Consider the following 17,184-nt stretch of genomic DNA (forward strand, 5'->3'; position numbering starts at 1 on the left):
CCGCACCCCCCTCTCTCCCGCCCCGCGCCCCGTCCGTATTCGGCGCTGGCCCGCCGGTCGCGATCTGGCTCGCGGAGCCCTCGCTCGCGCTGCGCGCGCGGCGCGGAGCCGGGGCACCCTCGCCGGAGGCGGCCCGGCGGGACGGACGTTCGCCCGGGGTCCGGGTCGGGCGGGTGGGGGCCGGGGGGAGCTGGCCCTTGAGGGGGCCCCAGTCGTTGGGGTCCGGGACGCCCGGGGGAAGCATCTGGCGGCGCTTCGCGCCGCCCTCCGCGGGCTCGCCCGGTTCCTTCGCCCCGGGCCACGCCTTCGCGACGCGGGCCGCGAGGACGAAGTCCTTGCGCAGGGGATGGCCCTCGAAGCCCTCCGGGAGGAGGAGCGGGACGAGGTGGGGGTGGCCCGGGAAGTCGATGCCGAACATCTCGTGCGTCTCGCGCTCGTGCCACGCCGCGCCCGCGAAGACGCCGATCGCGCTCGGCAGCGCGGGCGCGTCGTGCGGCACGGTCGTGCGCAGCAGCAGGCGCCGCACGGCGCCCGGCGCCGGGGCGACGAGGTGCGCGCAGACGCGGAAGCCGGTGCCCGGCTCGTCGACGGCGCTCAGCCAGTCGAAGAAGGTGCAGGAGAGCCGGTCGCGGGCCGTCTCCAGGGCGGTGAGCCAGGCCGCGGCGGGCACGTCGACGGTCAGGAGGTCGTACGCCTCCTCGGCGGTCGCGCCCTCGCCGAAGAGTTCCTCGGGGCCGGTCGGGAGCCAGGTCATCGCGGGTTCTCCCCGGGTACCGGCGGCGGGGTCACCAGGCCGCTGCGGAGCGCCGCCGTGGACGGCCGGCCCGCGCCGGAGGCGTACCGCTCGGCCGGCGACTCGTTCGCGATCTTCTCCTGGAGCTTCAGGATGCCCTGGAGCAGCGCCTCCGGCCGCGGCGGGCAGCCCGGCACATAGACGTCGACGGGGATGATCTGGTCGACGCCCTTGGTGACCGAGTAGGAGTCCCAGTACGGCCCGCCGCAGTTCGAGCAGGCACCGAAGGAGATCACGTACTTCGGTTCCGGCATCTGCTCGTAGAGCCGCTTGACCGCCGGCGCCATCTTGTCCGTCACCGTGCCGGAGACGATCATGAGGTCGGCCTGGCGGGGGCCCGGCGCGAACGGGATGACGCCGAGGCGGATGAAGTCGTGCCGCGCCATGGACGCGGCGATGAACTCGATCGCGCAGCAGGCGAGGCCGAAGTTGAAGACCCACAGGCTGTAGCGGCGGCCCCAGTTCAGGACCACCTTCATCGGCTCGGGGGCGAGGCGCGCCAGCGGGCCGAGGCTCCGGGTGCTTGTCACGTCCATTCCAGGACGCCCTTCTTCCATGCGTACAACAGGCCCACGGCGAGGAAGCCGAGGAAGAGGAACATCTCCACCAGCGTGGCCGCGCCGTAGCCGGGGGCAGCGAAGACGGTCGCCCACGGGAAGAGGAAGACCGAGTCCACCGCGAAGATCACGTACAGGAAGGCGTAGACGTAGTAGCGCACCTGGGTGTGCGCCCAGCCCTCGCCCACCGGGTCGACGCCGCATTCGTAGGTCAGCAGCTTCTCGGGGGTCGGCACGACCGGCCGCAGCAGCCGCCCGGCCGCGAAGGCCACGGCGACGAAGAGCACGCCGACCACCGCGAGCAGGCCCACGACCGCGTAGCCGTGGAAGTACTCCGCCGCGAGCTGGACACCGGTACCACCGGTGCGCACCTTCGCCTCCGGCACGTCCGCCCTCGCTCCCTGTCCGGCATGGTGTTCGACGATCTGTACGCACGGGAGTCTAGGCCCTGCCGGGCCCCTCGTGAGCAGCGCTGTCCGGGTGGCGGTGGGGCTACCCCCACCTTCCCGCACCGACGAGCCCCATGGCGGCGGCGACTTCGGGCCGTGCAGGCTTGCGGTATGACCGCCAGCAGTGTCGCGCGCAGATCGTCCGCCTATGTCCCCGATGACGCAGAGGATGCGGGAGGTGACGGACAGCGGCTCCCGCCCGCCCGGTTCGCCTTCGACGCGCGGACCTGGAAGGAGGTGGCGCACCTCCTGCTCAATCTGCCGGAGGTGCTGATCGGCTTCGTGTACGTCACCTTGTGGCTGTACGCGGGCGTGCTGCTGTCCGTGACGGTGGTGGGTCTGCCGCTGCTGGCGGCCGGGCTGATGGGCTCGCGCGCCCTGGGCCGCATGGAGCGCCGGCGGGCCCGGGCGCTGCTGGGCGTGCGGATCGACGAGCCGAGCCCGCTGTCGCGGCAGCGGCGCGGCCGGGGCTTCTTCGCCTGGATGTGGGCGGCGCTGAAGGACCCGGTGGGCTGGCGGAGCACGCTGTACTGCTTCGCCCGGCTGCCCTGGGGCATCCTCACCTTCACGGTGACACTGTGCGCGCTGTTCGTGGCCTGGCCGGTGCTGGGCCATCTGGCCCGGGCGATGACGCATGTGGACCGGGCGATGGTCCGGGGCCTGCTGAGCCCGTCGAGCGAGCTGGAGCGGCGGATCGCGGAGCTGGAGGAGGACCGGGGCATGGTGGTCGACACCGCGGCCGCGGATCTGCGCCGCATCGAGCGCGATCTGCACGACGGGGCGCAGGCGCGGCTGGTCGCCCTCGCGATGGGGCTGGGCCTGGCGAAGGAGAAGCTTCTGGAGGACCCGGAGGCGGCGGCGCGCATGGTCGACGAGGCACACGGCGAGGTGAAGCTCGCCCTCCAGGAACTCCGCGACCTCGCCCGCGGCATCCACCCCGCGATCCTCACCGACCGCGGCCTCGGCCCCGCCCTCTCCGCGCTGGCCGCGCGCTGCACCGTCCCGGTGACCACGGAGGTCGACCTGCCGGTGCGGCCCGCCCCCGCCATCGAGGGCATCGCCTACTTCACCGTCTCGGAGCTGCTCCAGAACATCAGCAAGCACAGCGCCGCCCGCACGGCGCGCGTCGGCGTCCGGCGGACGCGGGACCGGCTGGTGCTCCAGGTGTGGGACGACGGCCGGGGCGGGGCCGGGACTGCGAAGGGCAGCGGACTCGCGGGGCTCGCCGAGCGGCTGGGGTCGGTCGACGGCGTGTTCGTGGTCGACTCACCGGCCGGCGGCCCGACGACGGTGACGGCGGAGCTGCCGTGGCGGGATCGGGCGTAGGGCGGGGCCGGGCGTAGGGCGGGGCCCGGGGTAGGGCTGCCCCCACCCCCAGGACACCGACGCACCGCATGGTCCGGCGGGGGCCCCTCGGGCGAGCCTTGAGGCAGAGCTTTTCGAGAAGGGACTCCCCCATGACGCTGCCGACCGCCCTCCGCGCCCCTCTGGAGGGCCGCACCTGGCGCGAGTTCCTGTATCTGCTGCTGGGGCTGCCGGTCGCCACGGTGATGTTCGTCTACGGGGTGACCATGGTCTCGGTCGGTGCCGGGATGCTGGTGACATTCCTGGGAGTGCCGATCCTGGCCGCCGCGCTCGCCGGGGCGCGGGGGCTCGGGGCGGTGGAGCGGGCCCGGGCGCGGGCCCTGCTGGGGGTGCGGGTGGCGCCGCCGGGGCCCGTCGCCGGCCGGCGGCGGGACGACGGCCGGAACCGTCTGGCGGCCTGGGTCGGTGGCCTGTTCAAGAGCGGGGCGTCCTGGCGGCACCTGCTCTACACGGTGCTGTACTTCCCGTGGGCGGTCTTCGGCTTCGTCCTCGCGCTCACGCTGTTCACGACCGCCTGGACCCTCTTCCTCTACCCCCTCTGGTACTGGGTGCTGCCGGCGTACGCCCACCAGCCGGGCATCCAGCTCTATGGGGACTCGGACGGCGTCGCCTTCTACCTCGACACCCCGTTCGAGATCGTGGTGACCTGTGCGACCGGCCTGCTGCTCGTGCTGGCCTCCCCGTGGGTCGTCCGCGGGGTGACGCAGGTGGACCGGCTGATGGTGACCGGACTGCTCGGGGCGTCGCGGCTCGACGAGCGGGTGGCGGAGCTGGAGGAGGACCGCGGCGTGGTGGTCGACACCGCGGCCGCGGATCTGCGCCGCATCGAACGCGATCTGCACGACGGGGCCCAGGCCCGGCTCGTCGCCCTCGCGATGGATCTCGGCCTGGCGAAGGAGAAGCTCCTCGAGGACCCGGAGGCGGCCGCGCGCATGGTCGACGAGGCACACGGCGAGGTGAAGCTCGCCCTCCAGGAACTCCGCGACCTCGCCCGCGGCATCCACCCCGCGATCCTCACCGACCGCGGCCTCGGCCCCGCCCTCTCCGCGCTGGCCGCGCGCTGCACCGTCCCGGTGACCACGGAGGTCGACCTGCCGGCCCGCCCCGCCCCCGCCATCGAGGGCATCGCCTACTTCACCGTCTCCGAACTGCTCCAGAACATCAGCAAGCACAGCGCCGCCCGCACCGCGCATGTCGACGTCCGGCGCTCGGAGAACCGGCTGGTGCTCCAGGTGTGGGACGACGGCCGGGGCGGCGCCGGCACCGCGAAGGGCGGCGGACTCGCCGGGCTCGCCGAGCGGCTCGGCTCCGTCGACGGCGTGTTCGTCGTCGACTCCCCGCCCGGCGGCCCGACCACGGTGACGGCCGAGCTCCCCTGGCGCGGCTGACGGCTCGCCAGGACGGACCGGAGCCCCGGAGCGGCCCGCTCCGGGGCCGATTGCTGCGATGCTGGATCAGTTCGTTTCCCACAGCGCGGCCAGGGGGCAGGTAGATCGTGGAGGACAGGGTGCGGGTGGTCATCGCCGAGGACTCGGTGCTGCTCCGGGAGGGCCTGACCCGGCTGCTGACGGACCGGGGGCACGACGTCGTGGCCGGCGTGAGCGACGCCGAGGCGCTGCTGAAGACCATCCGGGAGCTGGCGGACGAGGGCGCCCTGCCGGATGTGGTGGTCGCGGACGTGCGGATGCCGCCGACCCACACGGACGAGGGGATCCGCGCCGCCGTCCGGCTGCGCGGGGACCATCCCGGTCTGGGGGTGCTGGTGCTCTCGCAGTACGTGGAGGAGCAGTACGCGACGGAGCTGCTGGGCGCCGGGAGCCGGGGCGTGGGGTATCTGCTGAAGGACCGGGTCGCCGAGGTGCGCGAGTTCGTGGACGCCGTGGTCCGGGTGGCCCGGGGCGGCACGGCGCTGGACCCGGAGGTCGTCGCCCAGCTGCTGGGCCGCAGCCGCAAGCAGGACGTCCTGGCGGGGCTCACCCCGCGCGAGCGCGAGGTCCTCGGTCTGATGGCCGAGGGGCGGACCAACTCCGCCATCGCCAAGCAGCTCGTCGTCAGCGACGGCGCCGTCGAGAAGCACGTCGGCAACATCTTCCTGAAGCTGGGCCTGTCCCCCAGCGAGGGCGACCACCGGCGCGTGCTCGCCGTGCTCACCTATCTGCGGTCCTGAACCGTTTCTGGACGGGTTCTGCACCCGTTCTCGACCGCCGGGGCCTAGGCCGAAAGCACCACACCCTCACCCCACGGAAGAGGGGGCTCCGGAGGCGGTTGGACCATGCCAAATAAGGACATAACGACGGTAGACCTTGAGTATCCCGTGATCTGTCCCGGGAAGGCGACCCTTACCCACGTACGATGGCCGTGGGAACGCCGGTCGGCACCACCGAGTGCGCGGCGCCGCCACGAGGGAGGTCCGAAGCAGTGACCAGCCAGGTCAGCAGCCCGGCCGAGCAGGCCGGTTCCGGCGAGCGGAGCGGGGACTCCCCGCCGCGCACGGAGGACGAGGCGCCGCGCCCCGACGGGGCGGTCGCGGTCAAGGAGGTGCGCCGACTGGACCGGGTGATCATCCGGTTCGCGGGCGACTCCGGCGACGGCATGCAGCTCACAGGCGACCGCTTCACATCGGAGACCGCGTCGTTCGGCAACGACCTGTCGACCCTGCCGAACTTCCCCGCCGAGATCCGCGCCCCCGCCGGCACCCTGCCCGGCGTCTCCAGCTTCCAGCTCCACTTCGCCGACCACGACATCCTCACGCCCGGCGACGCGCCGAACGTGCTGGTCGCCATGAACCCGGCGGCGCTGAAGGCGAACATCGCGGACGTACCGCGCGGGGCGGACATCATCGTCAACACCGACGAGTTCACCAAGCGCCCGATGGCGAAGGTCGGTTACGACACCAACCCGCTGGAGGACGGCAGCCTCGACGCCTACAACCTGCACAAGGTGCCGCTGACGACGCTGACGATCGAGGCGCTCAAGGACTTCGGGCTGTCCCGGAAGGAGGCCGAGCGCAGCAAGAACATGTTCGCCCTCGGTCTGCTCTCCTGGATGTACCACCGGCCGACCGAGTCGACCGAGGCCTTCCTGCGGAAGAAGTTCGCGAAGAAGCCGCAGATCGCCGAGGCGAACGTGGCCGCGTTCCGGGCCGGATGGAACTTCGGCGAGACCACCGAGGACTTCGCCGTCTCCTACGAGGTCGCCCCCGCGACCTCCGCCTTCCCCGCGGGCACCTACCGCAACATCTCCGGGAACCTGGCCCTGGCCTACGGCCTGATCGCCGCGTCCCGGCAGGCGGACCTGCCGCTGTACCTGGGCTCGTACCCCATCACGCCCGCCTCGGACATCCTCCACGAGCTGTCCAGGCACAAGAACTTCGGCGTGCGCACCTTCCAGGCGGAGGACGAGATCGCCGGCATCGGCGCGGCCCTGGGCGCGGCCTTCGGCGGCGCCCTCGCCGTGACCACCACCTCCGGGCCGGGCGTGGCGCTGAAGTCCGAGACCATCGGCCTCGCCGTCTCGCTCGAACTGCCGCTGCTGATCGTCGACATCCAGCGCGGCGGCCCCTCGACCGGTCTGCCGACCAAGACCGAGCAGGCCGACCTCCTCCAGGCGATGTACGGCCGCAACGGCGAGGCCCCGGTGCCGGTCGTCGCGCCGCGCACGCCCGCCGACTGCTTCGACGCGGCGCTGGACGCGGCCCGGATCGCGCTCACCTACCGCACCCCGGTCTTCCTGCTCTCCGACGGCTACCTGGCCAACGGCTCCGAGCCGTGGCGGATCCCCGAGCCGGACGAGCTGCCCGACCTGCGCGTGCGCTTCGCCTCCGGTCCCAACCACACGCTCGCCGACGGCACCGAGGTCTTCTGGCCGTACAAGCGCGACCCCGAGACCCTCGCCCGCCCCTGGGCCGTCCCCGGCACGCCCGGCCTCGAACACCGCATCGGCGGCATCGAGAAGCAGGACGGCACCGGCAACATCTCGTACGACCCCGCCAACCACGACTTCATGGTCCGCACCCGGCAGGCCAAGACCGACGGCATCGCCGTACCGGACGTCGAGGTCGACGACCCCAGCGGCGAGGCGAAGCTGCTGGTGCTGGGCTGGGGCTCGACCTTCGGGCCCATCACCGCCGCGGTCCGCCGGGTCCGCGCCGAGGGCACCGCGGTCGCCCAGGCGCACCTGCGGCACCTCAACCCCTTCCCCGGCAACCTCGGCGAGGTGCTGCGCCGTTACGAGCGCGTCGTGGTGCCGGAGATGAACCTCGGCCAGCTCGCCACCCTGCTGCGGGCGCGGTACCTGGTCGACGTCCGCTCGCACACCCAGGTCAGCGGGATGCCGTTCAAGGCCGAGCAGCTCGCGAACGTGCTCAAGGAGGCCATCCATGACTGAGGCGCTCTCGCTGGTGCCCAAGGCCGAGGCCGTGCAGTCCATGAAGGACTTCAAGTCCGACCAGGAGGTGCGGTGGTGCCCCGGGTGCGGTGACTACGCGATCCTCGCCGCCGTGCAGGGCTTCATGCCCGAACTCGGCCTCGCCCGCGAGAACATCGTCTTCGTCTCCGGCATCGGCTGCTCGTCCCGCTTCCCGTACTACATGAACACCTACGGGATGCACTCCATCCACGGCCGCGCGCCCGCCATCGCCACCGGGCTCGCCACGTCCCGCCGCGACCTGTCCGTCTGGGTCGTCACCGGCGACGGCGACGCCCTCTCCATCGGCGGCAACCACCTCATCCATGCCCTCCGCCGCAACGTCAACCTGAAGATCCTGCTGTTCAACAACCGGATCTACGGCCTGACCAAGGGCCAGTACAGCCCGACCTCGGAGGTCGGCAAGATCACCAAGTCGACGCCGATGGGCTCCCTCGACGCGCCCTTCAACCCGGTGTCCCTGGCGCTGGGCGCCGAGGCCTCCTTCGTCGCCCGCACCGTCGACTCCGACCGCAAGCACCTCACCGAGGTCCTGCGGCAGGCGGCCGAGCACCCCGGCACGGCGCTGGTGGAGATCTACCAGAACTGCAACATCTTCAACGACGGCGCCTTCGAGGCGTTGAAGGACAAGCAGCAGGCCCAGGAGGCGGTCATCCGCCTCGAACACGGCCGGCCCGTCCGCTTCGGCACCGACGACGCCAAGGGCGTCGTCCGGGACCGCGCGACCGGCGATCTGAAGGTCGTCACCGTCACCCCCGAGAACGAGGCGGACCTCCTGGTCCACGACGCCCACTCCGCGTCCCCCACCACCGCCTTCGCCCTCTCCCGCCTCGCCGACCCCGACACCCTGCACCACACCCCCATCGGGGTCTTCCGCAGCGTCGAGCGGCCCGTCTACGACACGCTCATGGCCGACCAGCTCGAGGCCGCCGTCGAGCAGAAGGGCAAGGGCGATCTGTCCGCCCTGCTCGCGGGCAACGACACCTGGACCGTCGTCGGCTGACGACAGCACCACTCGTACGCCCCGGCCGGGCCCCCGATTCGGGGGCCCGGCCGGGGCGTCTCGCGTCGGCACGGGCGGGTAACCGCTCTCATATGGTCATGGCCGACACCGAAGCCACACCGATCATCCGCGACCGGCTCGCCTACCGGATCAAGCGACGGCTGCTGGGCCGGCCGCTCGTCACCGAGCAGCTGCACCAGGAGAAGCTCTCCAACCCCATGGCGCTCGGCGTCCTCGCCTCCGACTGCATCTCCTCCACGGCGTACGGCAGCGAGGAGATGCTGCGCATCCTCGTACCGGTCGCCGGCGCCGCCGCGTTCACCCTGCTGCTGCCGGTGACCGGGGCGATCCTGCTGGTGCTGGTGCTGCTCACGCTCTCGTACCGCGACGTGGTCTCCGTGTACACGCGCGCCGGGGGCTCGTACGTCGTCGCCCGCGAGAACTTCGGGCCGCGCATCGCCCAGATCGCGGCCGTGGCGCTGCTCGTCGACTACATCGTCACCGTGGCCGTCCAGACGGCCGCCGGGACGGACGCGATCATCTCCCTCGCGCACATCACCGGCAAGGGCTACACCGGGCTCGACCATCTGAAGCTGCCGATCACGATGGGCGTGGTGGTGGTCCTGATGTACGGGAATCTGCGCGGGATCCGGGAGGCGGGGCGGGCCTTCGCGGCGCCCGCGTATGTGTTCATGCTCGCGGTGGGGCTGGTGCTGCTGGTGGGGCTGGTGCGGGGGCTGGGCGAGGGCGGGCTGCCGCACGCGGATCTGCACTCCCCCGGGGCGGTGCCGGCCGGACGGGCGGAGCACGGGTGGCTGTACGGCGCGTCGCTGTTCATGGTGCTGCGCTCGTTCGCCAACGGCGGTTCGTCGCTGACGGGCCTGGAGGCCATCTCCAACAGCGTCTCCGCCTTCCGCCGGCCACAGGGCGCCAACGCGCGGCGCACGCTGACCGTCATGAGCTGCGTCCTGGGCACGCTGGTCCTCGGTGTCTCCACGCTGGCCCACTTCACGCACCCGGTGCCCTACGAGGACGGCAGCCCGACCGTCCTGGCGCAGGAGGCGCACCTGGTCCTCGGCAACGGCTGGGCCGGCACGGCCGGGCTGACGTTCGTCCAGCTGGCGACCGCGCTCATCCTCTACACGGGTGCCAACACGCCGTTCACCGGCTTCCCCTTTCTGGCCAGCTTCGTCGCCGAGGACCGCTTCCTGCCCCGGCAGCTGACCCGGCGCGGCCACCGGCTGGCCTTCTCCAACGGCATCCTCTCGCTGACCGTCGTCTCGCTGGCGCTGCTGCTGGTGACGCGCGGAAGCGTCGACAGGCTGGTGGCGCTGTACGCGATCGGCGTGTTCACGGGCTTCACCATGGCGGCGGCGGGGATGACGGAGCACTACCGGAACCGCCCCGGCGAGCGCGGGCGGCGGACGAAGCTCGGGGTGAACCTGGCGGCCGCCGTGGTCTCCGCGCTGGTGGTGGTCATCCTGGCGATCACCAAGTTCACGGAGGGCGCGTGGCTGGTGGTGGTCGTCTTCCCGATCGGGGTGTGGGCGCTGATCCGGATCAACCGCCAGTACCGGCTGGAGGCCGAGGCACTGGAGAACTTCACCCTCGCCCCCGCCGACCGGCCGCACTGGCAGCGGCACCTGGTGTACGTGCTCGTCGACGGCTTCGACCTCGCCGCCGTCAAGGCGCTCAGCTACGCGCACGAGCTGCGGCCGGACGAGGTGCGGGCCGTGCACTTCGTCCTGGACGAGACACGGGCCCGGCGGCTGGCCGGGCTGTGGGAGGAGTCGGCGGGCACGGGCGACGTGCGGCTGGAGCTCGTCGACTGCCCGGACCGGCGGCTGCGGCACGCGGTGGTCACGCTCGCCGCGCGGACGACGGCGGACGGGCGGACGGCGCTGACGCTGCTGATCCCCCGGCGGACGTACTCCACGCCGCTGGGGCGGCTGCTGCACCGCAACACGGCGGAGGAGATGGCCAAGACGCTGGAGCAGCTGCCGAACGTGGCGGTGACGATCGTCCCGTTCGACGTCACCCGGGCGGTGGAACTGCTGCGGGAGCGACCTCACTAGGCGTTGGCCTCGCGCGCCTTCAGGGGCTGCGGTCGATTCGGACACCGCCGGGCCGGTCGTGGTGGGCTGAACAACGTTGCGGCGGGAGAAACGCGGGGGCAGGCCCGGCGCCCCCAGCCGCGAACCGGTGGCGCCCCGGGTCGCCCGACACAACCGCCGTTCGATTTTCGGAGACCTCTGTTCGGTGTCCGAATCGCGCTCTTGACGGGTCATCAGGGGGCCTTGAACATCATGGCCACGTCAAGCGACGTCATATGAGTTGGAGCCCCCCATGCGCACAACCGAAGGACCAACCCTGCCCGCCCACCGGCCCCGAAGAGCCCGCGCCGCGGGACTGGCCGCGGTCGGCGCGGCCCTCACCGCCACCGCCCTGGTCATCGCCCCGGGCACGGCCGGCGCGGCCCCCACCGCCGCGCACGCCACCGCCGGCAAGGCGGCCGCCACACCCGACATACCCGTCGCCAACGTCAAGGCGCACCTCGCCCAGCTGCAGTCCATAGCCAACGCCAACGGCGGCAACCGCGCCCACGGCCGCCCCGGCTTCAAGGCTTCCCTCGACTACGTCAAGTCCAAGCTCGACGCCGCCGGATACGTCACCACCGTCCAGCAGTTCACCTCCAGCGGCGCCACCGGCTACAACCTCGTCGCCGACTGGCCGGGCGGCGACCCGAACCACGTCGTCTTCGCCGGCGCCCACCTGGACTCCGTCAGCGCCGGCCCCGGCATCAACGACGACGGGTCCGGCACCGCCGGCGTCCTCGAAGTCGCCCTCGAAGTCGCCCGCCAGGGCTACAAGCCCGGCAAGCACCTGCGGTTCGGCTGGTGGGGCGCCGAGGAGCTCGGCATGGTCGGCTCGCGGAACTACGTGAGCAAGCTGTCCGCCGCCGACCGTTCGAAGATCGACGCCTATCTGAACTTCGACATGATCGGCTCGCCCAACCCGGGCTACTTCGTCTACGGCTACGACCAGAACCTCAAGGCCCTCTACGAGAACTGGTTCGCCGGGCGGAACATCGGCACCGAGATCGACACCGAGGGCGACGGCCGCTCCGACCACGCGCCGTTCCAGAACGCCGGCATACCGGTCGGCGGCCTCTTCAGCGGCGCCGACTACATCAAGACCGCCGCCCAGGCACAGAAGTGGGGCGGCACCTCCGGCCAGGCGTTCGACCGCTGCTACCACCGCTCCTGCGACACGTCGGCGAACATCGACGACACCGCGCTCGACGTCAACACCGACGCGATCGCGTACGGCGTCTGGACGCTGAGCGGCGGCTCCACCACGCCACCCGGCGGCGTCTTCGAGAGCCGCACCCCGGTCGACATCCCGGACCAGGGCGCCGCCGTCGAGTCCCCGATCGCCGTCACCGGCGTTGCGGGCAACGCGTCCTCGGCCCTCAAGGTCGCGGTCGACATCACGCACACCTACCGCGGTGACCTCGTGGTCGACCTCGTCGGCCCGAGCGGCAAGAGCTACCGGCTCAAGAGCTCCGACGCCAACGACTCGGCGGCGGACGTCGTCGCCACGTACACCGTCAACGCCTCCGCCGAGACCGCGAACGGCACCTGGAAGCTGCGCGTCCAGGACGTCGCGGCGCAGGACGTGGGGCGTATCAACGGCTGGAAGCTCACCTTCTGAGCCCGTCCGTCCGTACGCACGCACTCCGGCCGCCGCGGTGTCCCCCGCGGCGGCCGGGCACGTCACGCCGTGATGTCGCGGGAGGTGAAGCGCGCCCACGCCGCGGAACCGAAGACCGCCACGTACAGCGCCTGGAGACCGAAGTTGCGCAGCAGCTGGTCCCAGTAGACCGGGTCGCGCAGCAGATCGGCGAAGCTCAGCCAGTAGTGCGGGAAGAGATACGGCTGGACGGCGTGCAGCTGCGGGAACTGGTCCAGGATCTGCACCGTGATCAGCAGCCCCACCGTGCCGGCCATCGCCGCGATGCCGCTGTTGGTGAGCGTCGAGATGAACAGCCCCAGCGCCACGATGCCCGTCAGCGACAGGGCCACCGCCCCCGCGATGCACAGCGCCCGCAGCAGGCCCTCGCCCAGCGAGACGGTCGTCCCGCTGATCAGCGTCACGTCCCCTATCGGGAAGAGCACCGCCCCCACCGCGAGCGCCGACACCGCGACGACCAGCGTGGCCGCCACACAGAAGGCGACGCTCGCGGTGAACTTGGCCAGCAGCAGCCGGGTCCGCCCGGCGGGCGCGACCAGCAGATAGCGCAGCGTGCCGGAGCCCGCCTCGCCGGCGACCGAGTCGCCCGCGATCACACCGATCGCCATCGGCAGAAAGAACGGCAGGGTCGCGGCGAGCGCGGTGAAGACCAGGAAGAGCCCGTTGTTGGTGACCTGGGAGATGAACGCCGGCCCGCCCCCGTCGTGCCCGGCCTGCCCGCCGCCGCGCGTCTCCAGCTTCACGGCGATGCCCACCAGTACCGGCACGGCCGCCAGCACGGCGAGCAGCGCGAGCGTGCGCCAGCGCCGGAAGACGGTGACGATCTCGCTGCGGAACAGCGACAGGGCCCACGCGCGGCGCGGGGCCCGCGGGACGGGCACGGCCGCCGCCTCAGCCCGCGACATCGAAGCCCTCCCCGGTCAGCGCCACGAAGGCGTCCTCCAGCGAGGCCCGCTCGGTGCCGAAGGCCCTCACCCGCACGTCCGCCCGGACGAGCGCGGCGTTGAGGTCGGCGAGATCGGCCAGGTCGGTGCCGCCGGCGGCGGACGGGGCCGGGAGTTCGCCGGTGACGCGGTCGTCGGCGGTCAGCAGATCGGTCACGCCGTGCTCCTTGAGGACCCGCACGGCCTCGGCCGTGTCGGGAGTGGTGACGGACAGCCGGCCGCGCGCCGAGGAGGCCAGCTCGGCGACCGTGCCCTGGGTGAGCAGCCGGCCCCGGGACATGACGGCGGCGTGCGTGCACACCTGCTCGATCTCGTCGAGGAGGTGGGAGGAGAGGAAGACGGTGGTACCCCCGGCCGCCAGGCCGCGCACCAGGGCGCGGATCTCGCGCATGCCCTGCGGGTCGAGCCCGTTCGTCGGCTCGTCCAGCACGAGCAGCTCGCGCGGCTGCAACAGGGCGGCCGCCAGCCCCAGCCGCTGCTTCATGCCCAGCGAGTACGCGCGCGCCTTCTTGTGCGCGGCCCCCGTCAGCCCCACCCGTTCCAGGGCCTCGCCGACCCGTGCGGCGCGCGTACGGGGATCGGCGGTGGGGTCGGCGGCGTCGAACCGCGCGAGGTTGTCGCGGCCGCTCAGAAAGCCGTACAGCGCCGGGCCCTCGATCAGCGCCCCCACCCGGGGCAGTACCCGCCGCCCGGCCCGGGGCATGGGCTGGCCCAGCACGTGCGCCTCGCCGGAGGTCGGCTCGATCAGGCCCATGAGCATGCGGATGGTGGTGGTCTTGCCGGAGCCGTTGGGGCCCAGGAAGCCGAAGACGCTGCCGCGCGGCACGGTCAGGTCGAGGCCGTCGACGGCGAGGTGGCCGCCGCCGTAGCGCTTGGTGAGCCCCCGCGTGGCGATCACCGTTTCCCGTGGCTCCACGGCCCTGTCCCCTCGTCCGCCGTCCCGACGCGCATGCGCCCCGCCGCCCCGGCCGCCGGGCGGGAGAAGTCTGCCATCCGGCGGCTGGGGAAGCGGGGAGCCGCGGCCCTGCTACTTGGCCGCTTCCGCGGCCTTGATCAGTGCTTCCTTGGTCACCGCGCCGGCGTAGACCTTGCCGTCGTCGGTGATCAGCGCGTTCACGATGCGGGTGCTGACCACGCGGCCGGTGCCGAAGGAGCCGGAGACCTTGGTACCGAAGCTGTCCAGCAGGTTCGCGCCGGCGTCCTTGCCGCTGTCCTTGCCGCTCTTGCCCTTGCCCGTCACCGGGCCGCCCTTCGCGTCCCCGGAGGAGAACTCGGCGATGGACGTCCAGCCCTTGCCGACGACGTCGAGCCCGGACATGCCGCTCGGGCCCTGCGCCTTGTGGTCCCCCCGGCCCCCGTCCTTGTGCTCCGGCGCCTCGGTGACCTTCGTGCCCTTCGGCGGGGTGAAGGAGAACGTACCGGCGCTCGGCGCGCCGAAGTCGACCTTGGTGAAGGCCGCGTCGACGGCCGCCTTGCCGCCGCCCTTCGGGGTGAGCGTGAACTTCAGCGGGACGCCGTTCTTCGCGTCGACCGCGATACGGACCGAGCCGACCGTCGACTCGCCCTGCTTCGGCTTGATCAGCAGCTGGTAGGCGTCCCGGCCGGCCACCTTGGCGGTGCCGTCGACCGTGACGGACGTGGTGTCGTCCACGGCGGCGAGGAGCTTCTTCGCCAGCTCCTGCGGCGAGGCGGCGGCCACGCCCTTCGGCTCGCCGCCGTCCTTCGTGTCGTGGCGGGGCGCGGTGGAGTGGTACGCGGTGTTGCTGCCGCTGTCGTACGCCCAGACCTGGTCGCCGTTGCGGACGACGCTGTACTCGGCGGCGCTCTCGACGATCGACAGGCGCTGCTTGTCCGGGCCGTCCGCGGCCACCCGCAGGGTGTGCGTGCCGGCGGCCAGCTCGGTGAGCTTGGCCTGCGGGGACGGCGCGTCGCGCTGCTCGCCGTGGCCGCCGCCCTTGCCCTCCGCCGGACCGCCGAAGCTCATCCCGGACATGCCGCCGGGCAGCTCCGGCAGACCGAGGTCGGTGGTGATCCGCACCGAGCCGGACAGCCGCTGGGCGTCCGAGCCGGCGACCTTGGCTATGAGCTCCTGCGCCCCGATCTTCGGCAGGTCGGGATCGCCGGACTGGGCCAGGGCGGAGCCGATGCCGATGGTCGCCGCGGCGACGCCGGCCACGGCCACCGGTACGGCGTAGCGGACGGCCTTGCGCCCCGTCTGTGGTGTCGGTCGGTTCCCTGCCATGTGCTCAACCCCTCCGTCGTTCGGCAACCGCCCTTGCCCTTCGATTCCACCAGGGTCACGGGCCCGCGTCGTCAGCCGACGGGATCAACTCCCCGTACGCCTCGGGTATGACGTACCGGGGCGGGACGCTAGCCCGCCCGGTGGACCACCGCGTCGCAGAGCTCCTCGAGCGCGGCCTTGGCCGGGCAGTCGGGGAGGGGGGCCAGCGTCGCGCGGGCCTCCTCGGCGTAGCGGACGGTGTCCCGGCGGGCCTGCTCCAGGGCCGGGTGGGCGCGGAGTCTGCGCAGCACCTCGGCGTGCAGCGCGTCGTCGCCGAGGTCGCCGTCGAGCAGCTCGCACAGCTCGACGTCCTCCGGCGCGCCGTGGGCCGCCGCGCGGGCGCGCAGGTGCAGCACGGGCAGGGTGGGGACGCCCTCGCGCAGGTCGGTGCCGGGCGTCTTGCCGGACTCGTGGGAGTCGCTGGTGATGTCGAGGACGTCGTCCGCGAGCTGGAAGGCGATGCCGAGCCGCTCGCCGTAATGGGTGAGGATCTCGACGACGCGCTCGTCCGCGCCGGACATCATCGCGCCGTAGCGGCCGGCGACGGCGATCAGCGAGCCGGTCTTGCCGGCGAGGACGTCCAGGTAGTGCTCGACCGGGTCACGGCCGTCGCGCGGGCCGGCCGTCTCCAGGATCTGGCCCGTCACCAGCCGCTCGAACGCCTCGGCCTGGATGCGGACGGCCTCCGGCCCGAGGTCGGCGAGGATCTGCGAGGCGCGCGAGAAGAGGAAGTCGCCGGTCAGGACCGCGACGGAGTTGTCCCAGCGCGCGTTGGCGCTGGGCACGCCGCGCCGGACCTCGGCCTCGTCCATGACGTCGTCGTGGTAGAGCGTGGCCAGGTGGGTGAGCTCGACGACGACCGCCGACGGCACGATCCCGGGGGCGTACGGGTCGCCGAACTGCGCGGCGAGCGTCACCAGCAGCGGCCGGAACCGCTTGCCGCCCGCCCGCACCAGGTGCTGGGCGGCCTCCGTGATGAAGGGCACACCGCTCTTGGTGGCCTCCAGGAGGCCCTCCTCGACAGCGGCCAACCCGGCCTGGACATCGGCTTCAAGAGCCTGGTCCCGCACGTTCAGCCCAAGGGGCCCGACGACGGTCACGAGGGGTACTCCTGTCTGCCTGCGAACACGGGGATTGTCGATGTGTCGCTGTCTCCACCAAAAGTCAGCGTATCCGGTCGACTGTCGATCTCCGTGGGCGCCCGTCGCCTTACGGCTACCACCGCGAGCAGACGATATTCGGCCAACCCCTCCGCTCGCCGCGGTGACCCCGGATCTACCGGAGGGGCTCGCCCCTCTCCCCCGCCACAGGCCGGTCCGGCACCGCCGGACACATGCGCCGTCGCGGCGGAAAAGGGGGTGGCGGGAACGGCCCCGCCACCCCACCGGCGCCGTAGGGCCCAAGAGGGGGCCTGCCCCCTCTCCCCGCCGCAACGGCGCTCGGCCCAGACGGCGCAGCCCGGCGATGCCGAGCCCGGCAGGCCGGTCCGGCACCGCCGGACACCCGCGCCGTGGTCATTCGCCGTCGCGGCGGAAAAGGGGGTGGCGGGAACGGCCCCGCCACCCCACCGGCGCCGTAGGGCCCAAGAGGGGGCCTGCCCCCTCTCCCCGCCGC

At 72.6% G+C, this 17,184-nt stretch carries 14 protein-coding genes; 7 read left to right on the top strand and 7 right to left on the bottom strand.

The genetic code is table 11. The features are described 5' to 3' along the window. From AB0K09_RS16130 to AB0K09_RS16140, 3 genes are all read right to left on the bottom strand, one after another. Window positions 1–754: NADH-quinone oxidoreductase subunit C (locus AB0K09_RS16130; RefSeq protein WP_366065994.1), on the bottom strand; the 754-nt coding region annotated here is incomplete at its 3' end. Next, window positions 751–1,329, bottom strand: coding sequence for an NADH-quinone oxidoreductase subunit B family protein (locus AB0K09_RS16135; protein ID WP_366065995.1), 579 nt, complete (start codon window positions 1,327–1,329; stop codon window positions 751–753). The genes AB0K09_RS16135 and AB0K09_RS16130, both read right to left, overlap by 4 nt. Further along, entirely contained in the window at window positions 1,320–1,736 is a 417-nt protein-coding gene (locus AB0K09_RS16140; protein ID WP_366065996.1) for an NADH-quinone oxidoreductase subunit A, read from the bottom strand. Before AB0K09_RS16140 ends, AB0K09_RS16135 begins: the two co-directional genes overlap by 10 nt. A gap of 174 nt (window positions 1,737–1,910) precedes the next feature. Here AB0K09_RS16140 and AB0K09_RS16145 point away from each other — a divergent pair, with 174 nt between their 5' ends. The 7 genes from AB0K09_RS16145 to AB0K09_RS16175 all read left to right on the top strand — a co-directional run bounded on the left by AB0K09_RS16145 (window position 1,911) and on the right by AB0K09_RS16175 (window position 12,306). Then, a complete protein-coding gene (locus AB0K09_RS16145; RefSeq protein WP_366065997.1) occupies window positions 1,911–3,125 on the top strand; it encodes a sensor domain-containing protein in 1,215 nt (404 codons plus the stop codon). Window positions 3,126–3,256: 131 nt separating this feature from the next. Continuing rightward, window positions 3,257–4,552, top strand: coding sequence for a sensor domain-containing protein (locus AB0K09_RS16150; protein WP_366065998.1), 1,296 nt, complete (start codon window positions 3,257–3,259; stop codon window positions 4,550–4,552). A gap of 119 nt (window positions 4,553–4,671) precedes the next feature. Beyond that, the gene (locus AB0K09_RS16155; RefSeq protein ID WP_366066008.1) at window positions 4,672–5,331 is read left to right on the top strand and encodes a response regulator transcription factor; all 660 of its coding nucleotides are present in this window, start codon (window positions 4,672–4,674) and stop codon (window positions 5,329–5,331) included. Window positions 5,332–5,582: 251 nt separating this feature from the next. After that, window positions 5,583–7,550 carry a 2-oxoacid:acceptor oxidoreductase subunit alpha gene (locus tag AB0K09_RS16160; RefSeq protein WP_366065999.1) on the top strand — a complete coding sequence of 656 codons (1,968 nt, stop codon included), beginning with the start codon at window positions 5,583–5,585 and terminating at the stop codon, window positions 7,548–7,550. Beyond that, window positions 7,543–8,592 (top strand): 2-oxoacid:ferredoxin oxidoreductase subunit beta, encoded by a 1,050-nt coding sequence (locus tag AB0K09_RS16165; protein WP_366066000.1) that lies wholly within the window; start codon window positions 7,543–7,545, stop codon window positions 8,590–8,592. The genes AB0K09_RS16160 and AB0K09_RS16165 overlap by 8 nt, the downstream gene beginning before the upstream one ends. A gap of 98 nt (window positions 8,593–8,690) precedes the next feature. Then, the gene (locus AB0K09_RS16170; RefSeq protein WP_366066002.1) at window positions 8,691–10,667 is read left to right on the top strand and encodes an APC family permease; all 1,977 of its coding nucleotides are present in this window, start codon (window positions 8,691–8,693) and stop codon (window positions 10,665–10,667) included. 271 nt (window positions 10,668–10,938) lie between these two features. After that, complete coding sequence (locus AB0K09_RS16175) at window positions 10,939–12,306, top strand: M28 family metallopeptidase (protein ID WP_366066003.1); 1,368 nt, start codon at window positions 10,939–10,941, stop codon at window positions 12,304–12,306. 62 nt (window positions 12,307–12,368) lie between these two features. Here the strand turns inward: AB0K09_RS16175 and AB0K09_RS16180 are convergent, their stop codons facing one another. The 4 genes from AB0K09_RS16180 to AB0K09_RS16195 form a co-directional block, all read right to left on the bottom strand. Beyond that, window positions 12,369–13,250, bottom strand: coding sequence for an ABC transporter permease (locus AB0K09_RS16180; protein WP_366066004.1), 882 nt, complete (start codon window positions 13,248–13,250; stop codon window positions 12,369–12,371). Next, the gene (locus AB0K09_RS16185) at window positions 13,237–14,205 is read right to left on the bottom strand and encodes an ABC transporter ATP-binding protein (protein ID WP_366066005.1); all 969 of its coding nucleotides are present in this window, start codon (window positions 14,203–14,205) and stop codon (window positions 13,237–13,239) included. The genes AB0K09_RS16180 and AB0K09_RS16185 overlap by 14 nt, the downstream gene beginning before the upstream one ends. A 111-nt stretch (window positions 14,206–14,316) precedes the next feature. Then, a complete protein-coding gene (locus AB0K09_RS16190) occupies window positions 14,317–15,531 on the bottom strand; it encodes a DUF2092 domain-containing protein (protein ID WP_366066006.1) in 1,215 nt (404 codons plus the stop codon). Between the two features lie 128 nt (window positions 15,532–15,659). Beyond that, a complete protein-coding gene (locus AB0K09_RS16195; protein ID WP_366066007.1) occupies window positions 15,660–16,670 on the bottom strand; it encodes a polyprenyl synthetase family protein in 1,011 nt (336 codons plus the stop codon). Between the last annotated feature and the right edge of the window lie 514 nt (window positions 16,671–17,184).

The sequence above is a fragment of the Streptomyces sp. NPDC049577 genome, assembly GCF_040675635.1.
In the GTDB taxonomy this organism is placed as follows: domain Bacteria; phylum Actinomycetota; class Actinomycetes; order Streptomycetales; family Streptomycetaceae; genus Streptomyces.

Bases quoted from the DNA above. Each gene is read 5' to 3' on its own strand.
- AB0K09_RS16135 (WP_366065995.1), bottom strand. From the start codon at position 1,329: ATGGACGTGACAAGCACCCGGAGCCTCGGCCCGCTGGCGCGCCTCGCC.
- AB0K09_RS16145 (WP_366065997.1), top strand. From the start codon at position 1,911: ATGACCGCCAGCAGTGTCGCGCGCAGATCGTCCGCCTATGTCCCCGAT.
- AB0K09_RS16150 (WP_366065998.1), top strand. From the start codon at position 3,257: ATGACGCTGCCGACCGCCCTCCGCGCCCCTCTGGAGGGCCGCACCTGG.
- AB0K09_RS16165 (WP_366066000.1), top strand. From the start codon at position 7,543: ATGACTGAGGCGCTCTCGCTGGTGCCCAAGGCCGAGGCCGTGCAGTCC.
- AB0K09_RS16170 (WP_366066002.1), top strand. From the start codon at position 8,691: ATGGCCGACACCGAAGCCACACCGATCATCCGCGACCGGCTCGCCTAC.
- AB0K09_RS16175 (WP_366066003.1), top strand. From the start codon at position 10,939: ATGCGCACAACCGAAGGACCAACCCTGCCCGCCCACCGGCCCCGAAGA.
- AB0K09_RS16180 (WP_366066004.1), bottom strand. From the start codon at position 13,250: ATGTCGCGGGCTGAGGCGGCGGCCGTGCCCGTCCCGCGGGCCCCGCGC.
- AB0K09_RS16190 (WP_366066006.1), bottom strand. From the start codon at position 15,531: ATGGCAGGGAACCGACCGACACCACAGACGGGGCGCAAGGCCGTCCGC.